Origin of the sequence: Oceanobacillus sp. FSL K6-0118 (genome assembly GCF_038006665.1) — a bacterium.
GTDB classification, from domain to species: Bacteria; Bacillota; Bacilli; order Bacillales; family Amphibacillaceae; genus Oceanobacillus; species Oceanobacillus caeni.
Genome location: NZ_JBBOVR010000001.1, coordinates 2,714,128 through 2,732,306 on the forward strand (window position 1 = coordinate 2,714,128; position 18,179 = coordinate 2,732,306).

General features: G+C 35.4%; 22 protein-coding genes. 9 read left to right on the forward strand and 13 right to left on the reverse strand.

Going from position 1 to position 18,179, the window contains the following annotated elements:
- Positions 1–9 precede the first annotated feature (9 nt).
- Positions 10–273 carry a phosphocarrier protein HPr gene (locus tag MHI02_RS13880; RefSeq protein ID WP_047184610.1) on the reverse strand — a complete coding sequence of 88 codons (264 nt, stop codon included), beginning with the start codon at positions 271–273 and terminating at the stop codon, positions 10–12.
- Positions 274–530: 257 nt separating this feature from the next.
- On the opposite strand from MHI02_RS13880, the gene deoD reads away from it, so the two are divergent.
- The gene (gene deoD, locus MHI02_RS13885; protein WP_060667526.1) at positions 531–1,238 is read left to right on the forward strand and encodes a purine-nucleoside phosphorylase; all 708 of its coding nucleotides are present in this window, start codon (positions 531–533) and stop codon (positions 1,236–1,238) included.
- 309 nt (positions 1,239–1,547) lie between these two features.
- A complete protein-coding gene (locus MHI02_RS13890; protein ID WP_047184612.1) occupies positions 1,548–2,021 on the forward strand; it encodes a divergent PAP2 family protein in 474 nt (157 codons plus the stop codon).
- Between the two features lie 193 nt (positions 2,022–2,214).
- Here MHI02_RS13890 and MHI02_RS13895 read toward each other — a convergent pair whose 3' ends face one another.
- The 3 genes from MHI02_RS13895 to MHI02_RS13905 form a co-directional block, all read right to left on the reverse strand.
- Positions 2,215–2,904 (reverse strand): 3D domain-containing protein, encoded by a 690-nt coding sequence (locus tag MHI02_RS13895; RefSeq protein ID WP_047184613.1) that lies wholly within the window; start codon positions 2,902–2,904, stop codon positions 2,215–2,217.
- Positions 2,905–2,975: 71 nt separating this feature from the next.
- The gene (locus MHI02_RS13900) at positions 2,976–3,287 is read right to left on the reverse strand and encodes a YuiB family protein (RefSeq protein WP_186301035.1); all 312 of its coding nucleotides are present in this window, start codon (positions 3,285–3,287) and stop codon (positions 2,976–2,978) included.
- Between the two features lie 95 nt (positions 3,288–3,382).
- On the reverse strand, positions 3,383–4,603 hold the full coding sequence (locus MHI02_RS13905; RefSeq protein WP_047184614.1) for an NAD(P)/FAD-dependent oxidoreductase: 1,221 nt from the start codon (positions 4,601–4,603) through the stop codon (positions 3,383–3,385).
- 444 nt (positions 4,604–5,047) lie between these two features.
- Here MHI02_RS13905 and MHI02_RS13910 point away from each other — a divergent pair, with 444 nt between their 5' ends.
- A complete protein-coding gene (locus MHI02_RS13910) occupies positions 5,048–6,040 on the forward strand; it encodes an NAD(P)/FAD-dependent oxidoreductase (RefSeq protein WP_341165986.1) in 993 nt (330 codons plus the stop codon).
- Positions 6,041–6,241: 201 nt separating this feature from the next.
- On the opposite strand, the gene MHI02_RS13915 is transcribed toward MHI02_RS13910, so the two are convergent.
- Together MHI02_RS13915 and MHI02_RS13920 are read right to left on the reverse strand one after the other, a co-directional pair.
- Positions 6,242–6,943, reverse strand: coding sequence for a Crp/Fnr family transcriptional regulator (locus MHI02_RS13915; protein ID WP_047184616.1), 702 nt, complete (start codon positions 6,941–6,943; stop codon positions 6,242–6,244).
- A 63-nt stretch (positions 6,944–7,006) separates the two neighbouring features.
- Entirely contained in the window at positions 7,007–7,363 is a 357-nt protein-coding gene (locus tag MHI02_RS13920; protein ID WP_047184617.1) for a HesB/IscA family protein, read from the reverse strand.
- A 243-nt stretch (positions 7,364–7,606) separates the two neighbouring features.
- Between MHI02_RS13920 and MHI02_RS13925 the strand changes: the two genes are divergently transcribed.
- Both MHI02_RS13925 and MHI02_RS13930 read left to right on the forward strand, forming a co-directional pair.
- Positions 7,607–9,016, forward strand: coding sequence for an ISLre2 family transposase (locus MHI02_RS13925; protein WP_047184960.1), 1,410 nt, complete (start codon positions 7,607–7,609; stop codon positions 9,014–9,016).
- Positions 9,017–9,309: 293 nt separating this feature from the next.
- Entirely contained in the window at positions 9,310–9,534 is a 225-nt protein-coding gene (locus MHI02_RS13930; protein ID WP_047184618.1) for a NifU family protein, read from the forward strand.
- A 314-nt stretch (positions 9,535–9,848) separates the two neighbouring features.
- On the opposite strand, the gene MHI02_RS13935 is transcribed toward MHI02_RS13930, so the two are convergent.
- Together MHI02_RS13935 and MHI02_RS13940 are read right to left on the reverse strand one after the other, a co-directional pair.
- Positions 9,849–10,811 carry a 2-hydroxyacid dehydrogenase gene (locus MHI02_RS13935; RefSeq protein WP_341165987.1) on the reverse strand — a complete coding sequence of 321 codons (963 nt, stop codon included), beginning with the start codon at positions 10,809–10,811 and terminating at the stop codon, positions 9,849–9,851.
- A 26-nt stretch (positions 10,812–10,837) separates the two neighbouring features.
- Positions 10,838–11,812 (reverse strand): hypothetical protein, encoded by a 975-nt coding sequence (locus tag MHI02_RS13940; protein ID WP_341165988.1) that lies wholly within the window; start codon positions 11,810–11,812, stop codon positions 10,838–10,840.
- A 69-nt stretch (positions 11,813–11,881) separates the two neighbouring features.
- Between MHI02_RS13940 and MHI02_RS13945 the strand changes: the two genes are divergently transcribed.
- Positions 11,882–12,388 (forward strand): phosphatidylglycerophosphatase A family protein, encoded by a 507-nt coding sequence (locus tag MHI02_RS13945; protein WP_370447403.1) that lies wholly within the window; start codon positions 11,882–11,884, stop codon positions 12,386–12,388.
- 156 nt (positions 12,389–12,544) lie between these two features.
- On the opposite strand, the gene MHI02_RS13950 is transcribed toward MHI02_RS13945, so the two are convergent.
- The 3 genes from MHI02_RS13950 to MHI02_RS13960 all read right to left on the reverse strand — a co-directional run bounded on the left by MHI02_RS13950 (position 12,545) and on the right by MHI02_RS13960 (position 14,640).
- Entirely contained in the window at positions 12,545–13,318 is a 774-nt protein-coding gene (locus MHI02_RS13950) for a TIGR01457 family HAD-type hydrolase (RefSeq protein ID WP_341165989.1), read from the reverse strand.
- Positions 13,319–13,347: 29 nt separating this feature from the next.
- Entirely contained in the window at positions 13,348–13,974 is a 627-nt protein-coding gene (locus MHI02_RS13955; protein WP_047184622.1) for a helix-turn-helix transcriptional regulator, read from the reverse strand.
- A gap of 225 nt (positions 13,975–14,199) precedes the next feature.
- Positions 14,200–14,640 carry a DUF86 domain-containing protein gene (locus tag MHI02_RS13960; RefSeq protein WP_060667536.1) on the reverse strand — a complete coding sequence of 147 codons (441 nt, stop codon included), beginning with the start codon at positions 14,638–14,640 and terminating at the stop codon, positions 14,200–14,202.
- Positions 14,641–14,750: 110 nt separating this feature from the next.
- Between MHI02_RS13960 and MHI02_RS13965 the strand changes: the two genes are divergently transcribed.
- Positions 14,751–16,178: an amidase gene (locus MHI02_RS13965; RefSeq protein ID WP_341165990.1), complete on the forward strand. Its 1,428-nt coding sequence runs from the start codon at positions 14,751–14,753 to the stop codon at positions 16,176–16,178.
- 89 nt (positions 16,179–16,267) lie between these two features.
- On the opposite strand, the gene MHI02_RS13970 is transcribed toward MHI02_RS13965, so the two are convergent.
- Entirely contained in the window at positions 16,268–16,579 is a 312-nt protein-coding gene (locus tag MHI02_RS13970) for a hypothetical protein (RefSeq protein WP_047184625.1), read from the reverse strand.
- 102 nt (positions 16,580–16,681) lie between these two features.
- Between MHI02_RS13970 and MHI02_RS13975 the strand changes: the two genes are divergently transcribed.
- Entirely contained in the window at positions 16,682–16,933 is a 252-nt protein-coding gene (locus tag MHI02_RS13975) for a hypothetical protein (RefSeq protein ID WP_047184626.1), read from the forward strand.
- A 105-nt stretch (positions 16,934–17,038) separates the two neighbouring features.
- Here the strand turns inward: MHI02_RS13975 and MHI02_RS13980 are convergent, their stop codons facing one another.
- Positions 17,039–17,314 carry a YutD family protein gene (locus MHI02_RS13980; protein ID WP_047184894.1) on the reverse strand — a complete coding sequence of 92 codons (276 nt, stop codon included), beginning with the start codon at positions 17,312–17,314 and terminating at the stop codon, positions 17,039–17,041.
- Positions 17,315–17,568: 254 nt separating this feature from the next.
- On the opposite strand from MHI02_RS13980, the gene MHI02_RS13985 reads away from it, so the two are divergent.
- Positions 17,569–18,138: a YhcN/YlaJ family sporulation lipoprotein gene (locus tag MHI02_RS13985; protein ID WP_047184627.1), complete on the forward strand. Its 570-nt coding sequence runs from the start codon at positions 17,569–17,571 to the stop codon at positions 18,136–18,138.
- Positions 18,139–18,179: the final 41 nt, after the last annotated feature.

Genomic DNA, 18,179 nt, shown 5'->3' on the forward strand with positions numbered 1-18,179 from the left:
TAATATTATTTATTCCCCTAAATGCTCTTTAACTACGTCAGCTAATGCATTTAATGCTTCTTCTTCATCATTTCCTTCAGTAGAAATTTCGATCTCTGCTCCACCAGGGATTCCTAAAGACATAACACCCATAATGGATTTTAAATTAACGGATTTACCCTTGTAATTAATGTTTACTTCGGATTCGAACTGTCCAGCTTTATTAACTAATAATGTAGCTGGTCTTGCATGCACTCCAGACTCAGCTGTGATTTTAAATGTTTGTGATTTCATTTTTTCACCCTTCTTCCTATAATTCACTCGAACACTATTTAAGCTGTACGAGTTAACTATGTTTATTATATACAATTTTATATATTTATCAAACGAAACGACATCATTCGTAAAAGAAGTTTGCTGTGAAGACAACTCATTAAAGTGTCATACTCACCTCCCCATTTAAGCCTTGTTCCGTTTGTAAATGACATTTGTCTTCCTTTTTATAATATGATACCGTTATTTTACACCATTCGTTAAGGGAGGATAAAATAATGAGTGTCCATATTGGCGCAAAAAAGGGAGAAATTGCAGATAAAATTTTATTACCGGGCGATCCATTGCGTGCAAAATTTATTGCAGAGAATTTCCTTGAAAATGTAAATCCATATAATGAAATTAGGGGAATGTTAGGATTTACTGGAACTTATAAGGGGGAACGTGTATCTGTTCAAGGTACAGGTATGGGTGTCCCTTCCATATCCATTTACGTAAATGAATTAATCCGAGAATATGATGTACAGAAACTAATTCGTGTTGGAACCTGTGGTGCTCTTCAAAAAGATGTAAAAGTAAGAGATGTCATTTTAGCACAAGGGGCAACTACTGATTCCCAAACGAATCGAATGATTTTTAATCAAATTGATTATGCACCATTAGCAGATTTCCATTTATTAAAAGCCGCCTACGATAATGGGGTCCAAAAAGGTTTGAACTTAAAAGTAGGTAATGTCTTTACGAGCGATTCTTTTTATCGTGAAAATGCACAGGAAATTAATGAACTGCTTGCAAGCTATCAAGTATTAGCTGTTGAGATGGAAACGACGGCACTGTATACGCTTGCTGCAAAGTATAGCCGAAAAGCATTATCTGTCTTAACCGTTTCAGATCATATCTTAACAGGCGAAGAAACGACTTCTGAGGAAAGACAAACAACATTTAATGACATGATGGAAATCGCTTTAGATACCATCATTCAATAAAGAAGACTTCCATCAATGGGGGTTTTCCTTCATCCCTCACTGATGGTTAGTCGAACTTATCGGACCTTTACGGGCTGTTGATCTACCACCTACCTTCTTTGTTTCTCAAGAAGCTTGAGATGGGAGTCTACTGCACGTTTAGGTTCTCTTTTATTTAGCTAATTCTTTTACCTAGTTTTCACCTATGTTAAAATTACTACAATTACATAATCTATATTTAAAAGCTTTTTCTTTACTAAGCAGGTAATATAGTTGGGAAACTTTAAATTTCCTAACCACTAAAATAATTAGGTAGGTGTTGAAACTTAGATGGAGATATTTTCTAATTTCCCTATTTGGGCGGCATTATCAGCAATCGTTTTTGCCCAATTCATAAAAATCCCAATAAAGTTTTTAGTAACTAAGCAATTTACGCCGAGTATTGCATTTAGTACTGGTGGCATGCCAAGTAGTCATTCAGCAGCAGTAGCCGCCCTCACCACAGCGATTGGTATAGTTGAAGGCTTATCTTCGTCTATGTTTGCAATATCCGCCATATTTAGTGTAATCACCATGTACGATGCTTCAGGTGTTCGTAGACATGCAGGAAGGCACGCTGTTGTATTAAATCGGTTAATTAATGATTTTCAATTATTCTTTGAACACGCAAAAGACTGGAATAGAAAAAAAGATTATGAAAAACGTCAAGAATTAAAGGAATTACTTGGTCATGAACCTAGCGAAGTCTTTTTCGGTGGACTGACTGGAATCATCGTCGCTTTGGCTTTATATCCATTGTTCTAGACTCCACGTTTCTCTTAAAAATCTTGGCATCCGCTTTAGGGTAGGCGGATGCCTTAGTTGCACTTATGCGGACGGGAAAGATTTTATGCTTTCTTAACCGCCAATATAAAAAGCATACCGATTTCGATATGGTATGCTTTTTCATTTATTATTATTTTTCCACAATTTTAAACTGGAAGAAGAAAAATCTTTTTTAATCCTCTGATATAAATTGCTGTCTAAACACTTGTAATGCTTCATTTTCTTCATTTAATGCTACTAGTTCTTCTTCCGTTATACTTCCATTACCTTCTTGAATAATAAACACTTCTACTTCTTTTTTTCCCCACTCATTAAAAACATCTTCCACTGTATTAAAATACAAATCAATTTTATTCCCAACAATAGCGCTACCAGTATCAGCTACGACACCATAACCATACTCCGGAATAAACAGAATAGTACCAATCGGAAATACACTCGTATCTGCAGCGATAGTAGAATATAGATCTCTCTTCACTTTTACTCCCGAGAACGTAATTCCAAAAGAAGGATGAGCTTCCGTCTTACCTGTTGATTCATAACCCGCTGTATAACCCGTCGCCATTACAACCTTAGAGGGATAACCTTCCACATCAACTATATCTTCTAAAGTCTTAGATCCATCAACTTCATTATTAGATATTAATCGTTCAGTAGGTTTAACTTTCTTAAGTCTTTCCTCTTTCTTTTCTAGATTTCTGTAATCTAATGAGTTTTCATCTGTGCGTTGTATCTGTAAATTATCTGCCCAAATTTTCATATCTGCAATGGTAATATTAGATATAGTAGATATTGTCACGTATAATGCTACTAAAAATAAGAAAGTCAAAGTCGTCCTTCGAATAAAATTTTTGATTTTCATGAATAACACCTCTCTGGGTGTCATCATTTCCAATCACATTAGATTTTATTCATTTTTTTCATATAAAACTATTAAAACATTTGATAACCATTCTTTCTTAGTAGTTTCATAACATATCCAGCTGTAATGGTTCCTAAGAAACCAAACACAAATAAAATAATGTCAAATCCAGTTAAATTTACTAATTTAGTACCTAGAGCTGAAAAAGCTTGTCCAGGCCTCACAATATATTCCCAAGTTGCTAAATTATCGATCATAATAATTAGAATAAATGGATATAAATACGCCATAAGCCATGTTTTACGTATAAGCATATTTACAATAAATGCAATTCCAAAAAACATGACAAAATATAAAATGATCATAACTAATAATTGAACCAATCGAGATACTCCTTTCCCCATATACAAAGATATCATTTTCATTTTATATGAATTCAAACAAAAAGCAAAGGAACAGTTCACTCCTTTGCTTTTCATTAACTATTTAAAAATTTGAACTTTCCCTTTTTCAGCACTAAGCTTAATCCTCCTAGTTTTAAAAGGTATTGTGTATCGACTAATCGTTTAGCGAGTGGAGCCTTCCACCCGAATAATTTACGTTTATTAAAAATTTGGCCGATTCCATCATGGCTCCCTAAACAAACAACCATGCCTTTAATTTTAGGTTCAAACGTTCTTAATTTATTTCCTTTTATCATTGCTACAACATTATAAGCAACTAATGCTGCTTGTTGAACAGTAATTTGCGCTGTAGGGTTAAAGGCTTTTCCACTTTTTTGATCTATAACATTTGCACAATCACCTACAACAAAGATATCTTGAAAGTCAGGTGCCTTCATCTCTCCAGTTACTGCTACTTTTCCATCTTTGGTTTGTAATCCAGACTTTTTAACTAAAGAATTAGCTCTTACCCCCGCTGTCCATATTTTGGTAACGGTAGGTATTTCCTCTAGTATCCCATCTTTTTCATAAGTTATTGTATCTGCATGACATTCCTTAATCGTTGCCCCTGTTATTATCTCCACACCACGAGAAACCAAGGAGTTCGTTGCATATTGTTGTAACGATTCATCAACAGCAGGTAAAATCGTTGCTTCTGACTCTAACATAATTATACGAACCAATGCTTTTTCAATATCATATTCTTTACAGATTTCTGGAATACGATCAACTAATTCACCAGCAAATTCTACTCCTGTTGGACCGCCACCGCCAATTACGATGTTCAATCTTCCTTTATTCTTTACATCTTCATTATGGTAACAAGCAAAATTATATTCTAAATGCTCCCTTATAAGCCTTGCACTATTTATATCCCCTATAAAAAAGGCATTTTCCTCTAATCCATGATTCTCTGGCATTTCCGATTCAAAACCCAAAGCAATAATAAGAATATCGTATGCTATTGTCTGGTCTTCTAGTTTTATCTTTTTTTCTTCAGGTTTAATGGAAACCACTTTATCTAAAATAAAATTTATTTTCTTTTCATTAATAATATCCCTAATAGGAATTCTTAGCTGGTCATGATGTAAAGATCCAGCCGCATTTTCATGTAGCCAAGCAGCTTGATAATGGTAATCTTCTTTATTCACAAGTGTTATTTGTGCCTCATTTGCATTTAATTTCTTTTGTAGATTTAATGCAGTTACTATTCCCCCATATCCCGCTCCAAGTATGACGATATGTGGTCTATGCATAATTTCACTTCCATCTCCTAACCTCGTTATTACTTTAATAGACTTAGCATTCACTTAAAAAGCTTGGTGAATGTCAAGTTTCCTAATTGCCTAGGAAATTATAAAATTTGTACGGCTGTGGATAACTTAGATACAGAAATAGCCACGTCAGACTCCAGCGCCTTTGTTCTCTTCCTAGTACATTAACATTTATTGGTAATATAAATTTAACCATTTTGTTACAAAATTGTAACATAATTCACATGTAATCATAGCGTGTATTGTTTTCTTTTTCAACCCCTAATATCTAATTTCCTAATTATTTATTTTCTGAATTCGAATGATACCATGTATACGCTACTATATTTATCAATATTCAAAGTCTTTTCATACCACTACCACCCTGTTTATGATACTATAAATACTATGTTGTAATTTAAAATAGTAGAAATGAGGGTAATATCCATGTCAGAAAAAATCTATGATATTACGATTATTGGAGCAGGCCCTGTCGGATTGTTCACTGCGTTTTACGGTGGAATGAGACAAGCAAGTGTTAAAATCATTGAGAGTTTACCGCATACTGGTGGGCAATTAACAGCCCTGTATCCAGAGAAATATATATATGATGTTGCCGGCTTTCCAAAAGTAAGAGCTCAGGAATTAGTAGATAATTTAGAAAAACAAGCTCGTTTATTTGACCCAGAAATTGTGCTTAGTCAGTCTATTGAAACAGTGGATCGAATAGATGAAAACGTTCTGAAGCTTACTTCTAATACCGGTGATGTTCATTTAACAAAAACAATGATCATTACAGCAGGTAATGGTGCATTTCAACCGCGCCGCTTAAATATTGGAGATAGTGAACAATTCGAGGGAGTAAATCTGCATTATTATGTAAGAGATATGAGTATATTCAAAGACCAACACGTTGTTTTACTAGGTGGTGGAGATTCCGCAGTGGATTGGGCTCTAATGTTAGAACCTATTGCCAAAAAAGTTACCTTAGTTCATCGGCGTGATGAATTTAGGGCTCATGAACATACTGTAGAGAAACTCCATGCCTCTAATGTTGATATTCTAACTCCTTATGTTGCGGCTGATATTGTTTCTTCCAACAAAATTGACCAATTGATTTTACAAGAGGTAAAAGGAGAGAATCAAATTACATTAGAACCCGATTCTATTATTTGTAATTATGGTTTTGTTTCTAAATTAGGTCCTATCAAAGATTGGGGCTTAACAATTGAAAAGAACAGTATTGTTGTTAACTCTAAAATGGAAACAAATATTCCAGGAATTTATGCGGCTGGAGATGTTTGTACGTATGATGGCAAAGTAAAATTGATTGCTACTGGATTCGGTGAAGGACCAACAGCAATTAATAACGCTAAACGTTATATTGATCCAAAAGCACGCGTACAACCTAAACACTCATCTGATTTAGATTTGTTTTAAAAGAACAAAGGCGGAAGCGCCCGTTTAGCGACGTACGGACTGGACTGAGCCGTAGGAGATAAAGGAAACACGACGAACGGAGTGAGTCGATGTTGACTTATCGCACGGAGGTGAAGGAAGTCTCGCTAGTCGCTGGGCGCTGGAGCCGGACAAAATAGATAAAGAAGCTATAATAATAGAGTTCTTCTGATTATAGCTTCTTTATTTATGAATACTCATTTCCCTTAACGCTTCTCTATCTAATATTTGAATTTTGCGTTGACCTCTTTGCTCAATCCATCCATTTGTTTGGAAACTAGACAAACGTCTACTTAGCGTTTCCGAAGTTGTCCCTAAATAAGATGCGAGATCCTTTTTGCTTATAGGTAACTCGACACTCGTTGTATTGTATTTGTCAACTAACTCTAATAAATAACTTGCCGTTCGTGTTTCTACATCCTTTGAACTTAGATTTCCAACTAACTTTTCTGTTTCATCTAACCTATTACTAAATTGCTCTAATATTTTTATAGCTATTGTCGGATATTGCTTCAAAAGCTGCTGCATGTCACTACGATGAATGGCACATATTTCTGTTTTTTCGATTGTCTCGGCGTAACTATCTAACGTTTTCTCAGTAAATAAAGCTAACTCCCCCATGAATTCACCAGACTCCAATATACGAAGTAACTGTTCTTTACCAGACTCAAACAATTGATAGTTTTTAACCCGCCCCTGATGTATGATGTATAGATATTCTAATGGATCTCCTTCACTAAAAATAATTTCGCCTTTTTTAAAATTGAGATGGCGACTCATATCTGCAATTTTTTCCATCTCATCGAATGTTAAATGATTAAAAAAAGGTACTTTTGCAACACACAGCTGATCTTTGCTAATTCCATGATGACACCTTTTACCCATTTCGCACTCTCCATTCAAGTTAAAAAGCTAGAACACTTTAAAAAAGCATCCTAGCGAGAGAAACTAACAATCACCTGGTGTTCCAACAACTTCCTTCGTTCTAAAGGATGAGCCACATCCACAAGAATATACGGCCTTCGGATTATCAATGCTAAATCCGCCACCCATCATATTCTCTTTATAATCAATAGTTGTACCTTCTATAATTGGAATATCCTGTGAATTGATGACAACTGGAATACCATTCACTTCCTCTTGTACATCCAATTCCTCGTTTATTTCGTAATCAAATCCGATTGAATAAGATAATCCGCTGCATCCGCCACCTTTTACACCAAAACGTAGACGTACATTCTCACTTTCTTCTTGCATCATTTCTTTTATTCTTGTACTTGCTTGATCGGTTAAATTAATTACCATCTTTTTCACGGACCTCCTTACTTAATCTTTATTTTAAGTATACAAAGTAAAATTAACAACTTCAACTAATTCATTTTTTCTTTACCTCTTTATTTTTTTCATATCTCAGGATTCACCGTATCCCTAGTGACTATGTGTAAAATAGTTCTCGGGGATTTGAAACAAAATTCTAGAAAAAAAAGAAAAGGCGCTCTATCATAAATGTATGCTTAGCCGGCAAATACATTAGAAAGAGGCCTTTTCATGAATACAATTATATCAAAAATTAGCGAATTATTAAAGGATACAAATGACTTAATTGAGTTTGAAGAACAAATTCAAATTAGTATATATGATCTACTTACTACACTAATGGGGAGCGTATTTACACAACTTAATCAAACGATTAAAAGAAGAATGCAAAGTAAAGGTTGGACGGTTGAACGAGAAGATGAAAAAACGATTCAGTTTATTTTTGGGGCGGTTCGCTTTACTCATACCTTGATGCGCGATGTGAATGGAAAGGCGCATTATCCTTTTGATGAATGGATTGGATTTAGAAAATATCAACGACATAGTCCTTTAGTTGAAGTAAAAGTGGCAGAGTTGGCTAGTGAGAGTACGTACCGAGAAACGGCACGCATATTAGGTGAATGGACCGCAGTAACTCTTAGTCATACAACTGTGGGAAGTATTGTGAAACGTGTTGGGAAGGCACAAGCGCGAGCTGATGAAGAAATGTTAGCGGAATTAGAGGAAGCTGCTTATTTACCAAAGGGAGATGAGTTGGATTTTTTATTTGCCGAGGCAGATGGTGTATTTGTGCGTGGAACAAAGAAAAAGACAAGTCATGAAGTCCATCATGCGATCATTCATGAAGGTTGGAGTAAAAATGGGAAGCGTATTTCCCTAAAGAATCCACAGGTCATCATGACAACCAAACCAACGAATGATTTTTGGAAAGAAGTCCAGGCGTATACAGCTAATCATTATTCCTTAGAAAACACTCAAGTTGTCACCAATAGTGATGGTGGTCCCGGTTATACGGCAGAACGTTTTCAAGAGGCTTTCTCACAGTCTAGTTATCCTGTTTTAAATCAATTGGATTCCTTTCACATTTCTAAAGCACTGAATCGAACTTTTGGAGTTAAAAAGAGCGAGTTTAAAGAAGGTGTACAAAAGGCAATCAAAGAACACGAACTGGATGATTTCATACGTTGGATGGATACATTGGAGAGCACTTTAGAAACGGATAAGCAGTTAGAAAAGGCCGAGGATTTTCGTAGATATATTGGCGGTAATTGGGATCGAATTTTTGATTGGAGAGAAAAAGTTGAGAATCCACCAAAAGAGGCAAGGGGCATGGGTGCAATGGAATCCAACCAACGACATATTTCATTCCGAATGAAAAAGCGTGGAATGCATTGGAGTTTAGAAGGTAGTGAGGCAATGGTGAAGATCAAACAAGGGATTCTAAATAAAACATTACGATCCGTCTATTTGAGAGACCAAAGGCGAAGTGTAAGAAAACAACGAGACGTGAAAAAAGTGGTTCGTATGACTGAATTTCTACGCCAGGAAACCCAGCCGTCAATTGGAGCAAAACAAGGTAAAATAAGCCTAAATACAGCTCATTCATCAGCTATTGGACAGTTAATAAAAAGTTTTAGATAACACCCTGATTTTTAGGTAAGGTTCTTGGTTTTTAGAACGTTACCTAAAAATTGGGGACAGCAAGCGACAAGGGTCGCGCGGTAGCCGAAAAAGTGTACAAAAATAGAGTGCCGGAAATATTGGTGTGGAAGACACACCGAGAAAAACTTGACGCATACCCCTAGTGATTTTCATTTTACAAAATGTTATATTCAAGATAAAATAACAATAAACATGGATTAATCAAAAAGAAATTCAAATAGATTTTTTTAGTCGAAAACTTTATAATGAATTCAGGGAAAGGAGAAAAAACTATGTATGAACAAGTTCAAGAAGTGTTAAATAAATTACGTCCATTCCTATTACGTGATGGTGGAGATGTAGAATTAGTTGATGTGGACGAGGATGGAGTCGTTCTTCTACGTCTGATGGGAGCTTGTGGAAATTGCCCAAGTTCAACTATTACTTTAAAAGCCGGTATTGAACGCGCCCTTACTTCGGAAGTACCTGGTGTAAAAGAAATCGAGCAAGTATTTTAATAACATATGAAAGGCAGGAACCATTCCGTTACCTGCCTTTGTTCTTGTCTAGGAAATTATAACATTTGTATGGCTGTGGATAACTTAGATACAGAAATAGCCACGTCCGGCTCCAGCGCCCAGTGACTAGTAGACTTCCTTCACCTCCGTACGATAAGTCAACATCGGTTCGCTTACGCTCACCGTGTTTCCTTTATCTCCTACGGCGGTGGAATGTCCGATTAAAACCGCCGCTTTGCGCGGCAACATCGGACCACCTGGCATGGCCAGGCGCAGTCTATACGTCACTAAACGGGCGCTTCCGCCTTTGTATATTATACCGGTGTTTTTGCACCTCTACCCTGTATTACCCCATCCACATTCTCCAAACAAAGTTGAATCATTCTTGTTCTTGTTTCTATGCTAGAGGAACCGATGTGTGGTAAGCACACAACGTTATTTAACTTTAATAATGGGTGCTCACTATTAATTGGTTCGTTTTTAAATACATCCAATCCCGCTGCTTCAATCACTTTATTCTTTAATGCATCTACTAACGCTTCTTCGTCCACTACTCCTCCACGGGAAATATTAATAAAAATGGAAGATGGCTTCATTTTACGAAAAGTATCCTTATTAAACAGTCTCTTCGTTTCGTCTGTTAATGGTACAACGGACACAACATAATCCGATAAACGTAATAGTTCATCAAAAGAAACATAGGATGCTCCTAACTCTTTCTCTGCTTCTTCCTTTCTGCTTCGATTATGATATAAAATTTCCATTTCAAAACCCTTTGCACGTTTAGCGATTGCTTCACCTATTCTTCCCATTCCAACGATACCTATCGTTTTATGGTGAATGTCCGTTCCTGCTAATAAAAACGGTGCCCAATTTTTCCATTGATCCGTTTTTATGTAATTATTTGCTTCAATCACTCTTCTAGCTGTTGCCATAAGCAATGCAAATCCGAGGTCGGCAGTGGTTTCCGATAATACATCAGGTGTATTGGTAATGATTATTCCTCGTTTTTTTGCTGCATCTACATTGATGTTATCAAATCCAACTGCAAGATTTGCCACTACTTTCAAGTGTGGTGCTTTAGACAATAGTTCTTCATCTATTTTTTCACTGAGCATAGATATGATTCCATTAGCATGTTGGATTTCTTTTACTAATATTTCCCTTGGTACTGGCTCTTCTTCTTTTTCCCACATACGAATGTTGTATTGATTTTCATAAATATTTACAAGTTCTCTAGGTATTTTTCTTGTAATATAAATACTTGGCTTATTCATGCTATCCCCGCCCTTTGGTTGTTGTTTCATAACCAGTTTACCACAGGAATATTTAAAATCTTAGGATTAATATCTAAACTCTCATAAAAGTTTCGTAGCATATCTTCGTAATAAGTTTGGTTATCTAAAAGCTGCCTCAATTCTTCATATAGAATTTCATCTTTTTCTTCCGTAAATCCATGTATGAATAAATCTAAAATATGAGCAGGAAATAATAAGCGCCCATATAATAAACGGAAGCTAAAAACAGATAACGGACGAACCGATTGATATTCATTTAGAAATTGGAATATTTTTTCTTTACTTTCCCCTTTTACTATACAATTCCTAATATGTTCTGCTATGTCTCTAATCGGATGATCATAGACCAAATTATCAATCCATAAGATGGAATCATTTAATTGATGATGATAACGGTGAAATGTGATCGTTCCTTGATCCACTTCATGAAACCTAGTTTCTGTTTCACTTTCTCGAATATATTGTATAGCATTTTCGCTTATACCAATAATATAAGGTAGAACATCCATAACGAGTCGGTAATAAGCATTCGGATTTTTATTTGCTTCTTTTTCAACCTTGGCCTCAACATAATCAAGTTTCTCTATCCATAATGATTTCCACTTACCGTAACTTGAGATTTCCTTTGGTTGATACTGATACCTTGATCCAATCTGATGAAACTCCGCCAATCTTCTACCTTCAAAGTTTTTATCCATTTGTTGTATATTGGCTACCTGCATCACCATATAATTATTATTATGGTAAGAGGTAAACCATTCTCCTTGAAGATTCGGAATCGGTAAGGTGATATGATCTATATGATTATCTCTTAAAAAGTAAGCAAGACTCGCCTGTTCCAAATAAACCATTTCCTTGTTTTCAACAGAAGTGATAAAATTGATATGATTACCAGTCCTATACCCTTCTTCTCGGTCAAAGCCTATTTTTTCATCAACTTGGATACCATAATAGGTAGAAAGAAAATCATTAAAAGGCACTAATATCTCTCCTCTCCATTACTAACATTATATGTAGAGAAAATGATTATTTAACTAAAAGAAAAGGTGATTAATTTGGCAAAAACAAGTGAACTAGAAAAAAAGGCAAGAGACTTAATATCTAATCGAGGTGTCACCATTGACCATATCGCGGAGCTAGTTTATTATTTACAATCCGCCTACCACTCAGATTTAGATTTAGACCTATGTAGGGAAAATGTGGAAAAGGTTCTTGCCAAAAGAGAGGTACAAAATGCAATCATTACAGGTATTCAATTAGATATCTTAGCGGAGAAAAAACAATTAGAAGAACCTTTACAAGAAATTATTGAGAAGGATGAAGGGCTTTATGGTATTGATGAGGTAATTGCATTATCCATCGTCAATGTTTATGGTTCTATTGGTTTTACAAACTATGGATACATCGATAAACAAAAACCAGGAATTCTAAAAAGATTAAACGATAAATCAACGGGTGAAGTTCATACATTTTTAGACGATATTATTGGTGCAATTGCAGCAGCAGCTTCGAGTCGACTAGCCCATACGTATGCGGAAGAAATGGAAAATGATTAACATAGAAAACCTAACACATCTGTTAGCGAATGTGTTAGGTTTTCTTATTTTGGGACGTATCCGCTTCTCGCTAAAAATTTTATCCCACCTAAAGTTCTGGTGAAACAAAGAAGGTAGGTGGGAGTGAAGGAAAACCCCCACTGATGGAAGTCTTCTTTATATGTTATCTAACCATTCATTTAAACCATGAACATAATAAGTTGGTTTTTCAGTTAAATGTTCATACTCGGAAAAAGGAGTAACTCCTGTAAAAACCATTAATGTGTCCATTCCTGCTTTTATCCCTGCTTTAATGTCGGTATCATAATTATCGCCGACCATTAATGTTTCCTCTTTTGTTAATCCAATTATGTTTAAAGCCTCTTCCATAATAATAGATTCAGGTTTACCAATAAATATAGGGTCAACTCCTGTACTCACCGTGATTACAGAAGTGATGGATCCATTCCCAGGTAATAATCCTCTTTCTGTCGGTAAAGCTACATCCCCATTTGTTGAAATAAATGTTGCTCCATTTCTGACAGATAAGCATGCTTTTGCTAATTTTTCATAAGTTAGTTCTTGGTCAAGCCCGACAATAACATAATCTGCTTCTTCTCCATCCACAACTTTAAGTCCATTTTCTTCTAATGCATGATACAGACCTGCTTCACCAATGACATAGCAGGTCGCATTAGGTTTTTGTTGTTTAATATATTTGGCAGTTGCTAAACTTGTTGTCACAACTTGGTCTGCCTTTGCCTGTATTCCCATATTATTTAGCTTGCCCGCAACATCTTCCCCCGTTTTTGTCGAGTTGTTCGTTACGAATAAGAAAGGTATATTTTTCTCCACTAATTTATCAATAAATAGAGTTGCTTCTTGAATTGGTTCTTTGCCTAGATACATGGTGCCATCTAAATCGATTAAATATCCGTTATATTGCTTCATTTTCTTCCTCATTTCATGATCAAATTATTTTAAGATGTTTTAATGGTCCATTTGCAAACGTGTGACCCTTTTGTAATTAGTGAATGAACAGAAACGGTTCCATCAGAAAACAATTTCTCAAGCATGGTAATTTCATTTTCACATACTTGATGGTACTCCGATGCGATATTTAGTATTGGACAATTATAATTTCTAATTTCATAATCACCCTTTTCTGTCTTTTCCACTTCTACTAAATAACCATTGTCATTTTGAACTTGGACGACTTGATTGATTCTATCGGGCAGCGTTTCAGAAGTAATGCATGATTCATAATAATCCGTTTCTCTTTGCATCCGTTTTTTAAACAAATCATTGACAATTTCTGAACCTTGAAGTTCCTCTAAATCCTTTAATAAATCTAATGGCAATGTTTTTAACTGATTTGGAAAAGTTTCATGACCTGCTTTAGTTAATGTATATTGATAGTAAGGTCTTCCAATACTTTGACTATAGGCTTTTTTAGTAAGGAGTCCTTGTTTTTCTAGTTCATGAATATGCTTTCGAACTGCTACTTCTGAAATCGTAAAATATTCCATGATTTCCCCTATCGCCATGGAATGATTCTTCTTTAAAAGATGTAAAATTCTTTGTTTTGGAGGCATCTTTTTACCCATTTACATCACCCTTATTTATGATTAGAAAAACATAAGCGCCCGTTTAGCGACGTACGGACTGGACTGAGCCGTAGGAGATAAAGGAAACACGGTGAGCGTAAGCGAGCCGATGTTGACTTTCACCACAAGGGTATAAGTGCGACTAAGCCTCTGGTTTCACCAATCGGCAAGTCTTCTTTATCGTACGGAGGTGAAGGAAGTCTCGCTAGTCGCTGGGCGCTGAAGTTAGACATGATTAGAAAAAGCATTAGCAACCCCTAATTCATTTTTTAGGTATGTTCTAATATGAGTACTGAACTGTTCTAATAGCGCTTTATTTTTTGAAAGAACAGCGTTTAATTGTTCATGGTCTACATTTTGATAATCATTGACAAGCATCTTACGTAAGCTGATTACTTCTTTATATCCTTTTTCTTCCAATTGAGGTATCACTTTCTCATCTACTAATATGTCAATGATATCATCATAGCTCCCAGGATCTCTCATAATAAATCCATCAATCATCATGTTTCCAACGTCGAGGATAGATTCAATTAAGATATGCGCAATTCTTTCCTGGGCTAATTGACTTATATAATTTTCAATTTTATTATTAGATAGCTCATTTAGTAATTGATCCATATTTTTTAAAGTAATTTCTATATTATTTCTATCAACAAAATACATTGTTTTCGTCTCCCCCTAATTGACTTTCCTCCATTTTACCATATCATTATATTTATATCATAAGTGGGAAAACTGAAAAAAACATCACAAAAATAAAGAGGGAACTAGGTATGGATACTACAGCAATAATTAAAATGGATGCATCATCAACTGCTTCTGCGATTAGAAAAGGGGAACTAACTAGTACGGAAGCAGTTACGGCATACATAAAGCATATTAATGTGGCAAATCTAAGTATCAATGCAATGATTGAAAAACGTTTTGAAGAGGCTTTAAAAGAAGCGAAGGAATTAGATGAACAATCATTACATAATAACAATAAAGGTGCTTTATATGGGGTTCCTATTAGTGTAAAAGAATCAATCAATGTTTCTAACATGAAAACTACAGGTGGACTGCAACATCGACAAGATTTAATAGCTAGGCAGGACGCAGAGGTAATTACTAAATTAAAAGCAGCAGGGGCAATCATTTTAGGGAAAACAAATACACCTGCTCTTTGTTTTAGCCAAGAGACGGAAAATAAATTATATGGCAGAACGAACAACCCTTGGGATCTCACAAAAACAGCGGGTGGTTCAAGTGGTGGAGAAGGAGCTTTACTTGCTGTAGGCGGTGCAGCAGCAGGAATTGGCTCGGATATTGGTGGGTCCATTCGCATTCCAGCTCACTTTAATGGTGTTATCGGTTTTAAACCAGGAATGAATCAAGTCTCACAAGAAGGTCATTTTCCATCAGTTTTGAATACATTCGCAGAAAGAATGCTATCGATTGGCCCAATGGGTAAATCTGTGCAGGATATGCGATTTTTATATGAAATCATATCTAATAAAAGTTTAAAAACTAAACATTTACAAAATTATAAAGTCGAAATCCTACCTGGAACAATCGAATACCCTCTTTCGGAAAACATGAAAGAAATGCTTGATACCGTAGAGACCTACTTAGAAAAGTTCTTCTCTATAAAACGTACCGTTCCCCCTTTCTTTGAAGATAGTGCTAAACTTTGGCAAGATATTCTTGCAAGTGATCATAATCATATCTTAGAACAAGAGGCATATAACAATGATCGTTCAGGAGTTTTCAAAGCCTTTTTTAGAGAAAAATTAACAGAAAGAACCTCCATTCGCCCTTCGTTGTCCTGGGGAATTTTTGGTTCGAAATTATTTAAGCCAAATGGTAAACGAACATTAGAAGTGAAGGAAATAATTGAAAAGGGAGATAAAAGATTAGCGGAGTATTTGAAAAACCGTCTACTTATTTTTCCTGTGTATTATCAAGCTGCCAAGGAACATGGAAAAGTATATCATGATATTTTTTCGATACGTAAGACCTTTTTACAATATATGCCATATGTAACTTATGCTAATGTTTGGGGGCTCCCCTCATTAACCATACCAATTGGGGTGGATGATAAACAGATGCCGATTAGCATCCAAATTATGAGTAGTATAGGAAATGAAGATGCCATATTCCGCCTTGGAAGATTAATTGAAAAACGGTTTAGAGGATATGCCCGTTGTTCTTATTATGATTAAAACCTTGGCATTTAATAAGAAGAAAGTTTTATCCTTTACACTAAATTTAAAGAAGCAACCTTCGCCTCAAAAGGTTGCTTCTTGTTCATTTAATTCTCTTCAAAGCCTGTTATTTGTGATGATTTATAGGCATCGATAAGGAGAAATACTGCTGTAATAATATGCATAATCATACCAACAATCGGAATCCATCCGATACATGATGTTATAATTCCAAGAATACTTCCGTGGATTTTTTTCTTTTCGTAAACCGAAAAAATCAGGGTCACTAAATGCAAAATAAACATTACCGCTAATGGTAACCACGCATAACTAATAATAATAACTCCACCGATAAACGGTATTCCCCAAAACGCTTCAAGACCACCGCTTATCCACTTCAATATAGTTGAAATATTCAACGATCTACACTCCCTTTCCTAAACTTTTATGAATACACGTTTCACTCCTAAACATATTATGCTTTACTTCTGAGAAAGCTAATTCTAAAGGGAGGAAAAAACATGCCAAAAGATCATAATAAAAAGTATTCCAACTTTTCAAATGTCGAAAAAATGAAAAATGAGTTAATACCAGAGGAATTTCCTGAGGGTGCTGTTGGTTCTGCTATAAATAAAGAAGAAACGGTATCAAGCAAATCAACAGAATGGAAAGAAGGGCAAAAACGAATGAGTGCGTATGTTTACCCTGATGAAGATCAACATGATGATCTGCCAAGACAATTCCCAGGAGCACACCCCTTACATGATGAATAACAAAGGCGCAAGCGCCCATTTAAATGACGGACAGAGGTGAAGGAAGTCTCGCTAGGCGCTGGAGCTAGACTTGAATGAATTGGAGCAGTGTTAGGATTACTGCTCCTATTTTTTCACCTTTTTCAATACGAAATAAGCACAACCAAAATTACAGTATTCGTAAATGTAATCATCTAACGCACTGATTTTAGTATCTACCTGCGCTTTTGCGTTTCGATCGTGATAAAAACCTTTTAAACGAAGCTGGTTATATCCCCAATCCCCAACAATGTAATCATATTTACTCAAGATATCCGAATACCGTTCCTTTATTGCATTTTCTTCAAAACCATTCTTAATATTTTCTACGATCTCATAATGCTTTCCATGTAACTCGATCAATGTATCAGTCACCTCACCTAATTGAATATATTTTACCATATCTTGCTGAATAGAAACCACCTAATTCAGTGCATTATTTCCTATTTTATTACCACACTATAATTGAGATATATGAGATTGTTCAAAAAGTCCGGTGAAAAAGACATTCCCCTGTATAGAGACAGCGTTACATTAGGATGTTGCGCATTTAGCCAACATCGGTCCTTTTCATCCTCCTTTTTGAACACGAACTATATGAAAAAAGGTGGTTTACCATGAAAAAAGTCTTCGCTTCCATTATTGCAATATATATGTTGATCGTAATAAGTGCATGTAACACAAACGATGATACAGACAACGCGACACAAGATATGCAAAATAGAAATCAAATTCAAGACCAGCTGAATCCAAATCATAAAATTCAAACCCCATCCAATCAAGATATTAATCATCAATTAGGATATGTCCGATATTCAAAAGATGAAATCGATACACAAAATCTGGACAATCATGAAGCTAGAATTGATAGAAGAGAAATGGCTGACATGATTACTCGTTTAATTTTAAACAATAATGGATTTAATGAAGTGGCAACACTTGTTACAGATCAAGAAGTGCTTATTGCTTATGATAGAGATAACAATAGTGATTCCAAGTTAACAAAAGAGGTTGCCCAAAAAACTGCTGAATCTGTCATGCCACGTTTTTACAAGGTATATGTAAGTGATAACAAATCTTTAATGTATGATATCCAAAGTCTTCATAACTCAAATACGAATCGTAATTACGATAAGTTGATTCAAAAGTTAATTAATGACATGGAAAAACCATACGAACATGAATAATTCATTTTATTTTGCTATCGCCATAATACCTGGCGATAGCT

Bases quoted from the DNA above. Each gene is read 5' to 3' on its own strand.
- MHI02_RS13880 (WP_047184610.1), bottom strand. From the start codon at position 273: ATGAAATCACAAACATTTAAAATCACAGCTGAGTCTGGAGTGCATGCA.
- deoD (WP_060667526.1), top strand. From the start codon at position 531: ATGAGTGTCCATATTGGCGCAAAAAAGGGAGAAATTGCAGATAAAATT.
- MHI02_RS13890 (WP_047184612.1), top strand. From the start codon at position 1,548: ATGGAGATATTTTCTAATTTCCCTATTTGGGCGGCATTATCAGCAATC.
- MHI02_RS13895 (WP_047184613.1), bottom strand. From the start codon at position 2,904: ATGAAAATCAAAAATTTTATTCGAAGGACGACTTTGACTTTCTTATTT.
- MHI02_RS13905 (WP_047184614.1), bottom strand. From the start codon at position 4,603: ATGCATAGACCACATATCGTCATACTTGGAGCGGGATATGGGGGAATA.
- MHI02_RS13910 (WP_341165986.1), top strand. From the start codon at position 5,048: ATGTCAGAAAAAATCTATGATATTACGATTATTGGAGCAGGCCCTGTC.
- MHI02_RS13915 (WP_047184616.1), bottom strand. From the start codon at position 6,943: ATGGGTAAAAGGTGTCATCATGGAATTAGCAAAGATCAGCTGTGTGTT.
- MHI02_RS13920 (WP_047184617.1), bottom strand. From the start codon at position 7,363: ATGGTAATTAATTTAACCGATCAAGCAAGTACAAGAATAAAAGAAATG.
- MHI02_RS13925 (WP_047184960.1), top strand. From the start codon at position 7,607: ATGAATACAATTATATCAAAAATTAGCGAATTATTAAAGGATACAAAT.
- MHI02_RS13930 (WP_047184618.1), top strand. From the start codon at position 9,310: ATGTATGAACAAGTTCAAGAAGTGTTAAATAAATTACGTCCATTCCTA.
- MHI02_RS13935 (WP_341165987.1), bottom strand. From the start codon at position 10,811: ATGAATAAGCCAAGTATTTATATTACAAGAAAAATACCTAGAGAACTT.
- MHI02_RS13950 (WP_341165989.1), bottom strand. From the start codon at position 13,318: ATGAAGCAATATAACGGATATTTAATCGATTTAGATGGCACCATGTAT.
- MHI02_RS13955 (WP_047184622.1), bottom strand. From the start codon at position 13,974: ATGGGTAAAAAGATGCCTCCAAAACAAAGAATTTTACATCTTTTAAAG.
- MHI02_RS13960 (WP_060667536.1), bottom strand. From the start codon at position 14,640: ATGTATTTTGTTGATAGAAATAATATAGAAATTACTTTAAAAAATATG.
- MHI02_RS13965 (WP_341165990.1), top strand. From the start codon at position 14,751: ATGGATACTACAGCAATAATTAAAATGGATGCATCATCAACTGCTTCT.
- MHI02_RS13975 (WP_047184626.1), top strand. From the start codon at position 16,682: ATGCCAAAAGATCATAATAAAAAGTATTCCAACTTTTCAAATGTCGAA.
- MHI02_RS13985 (WP_047184627.1), top strand. From the start codon at position 17,569: ATGAAAAAAGTCTTCGCTTCCATTATTGCAATATATATGTTGATCGTA.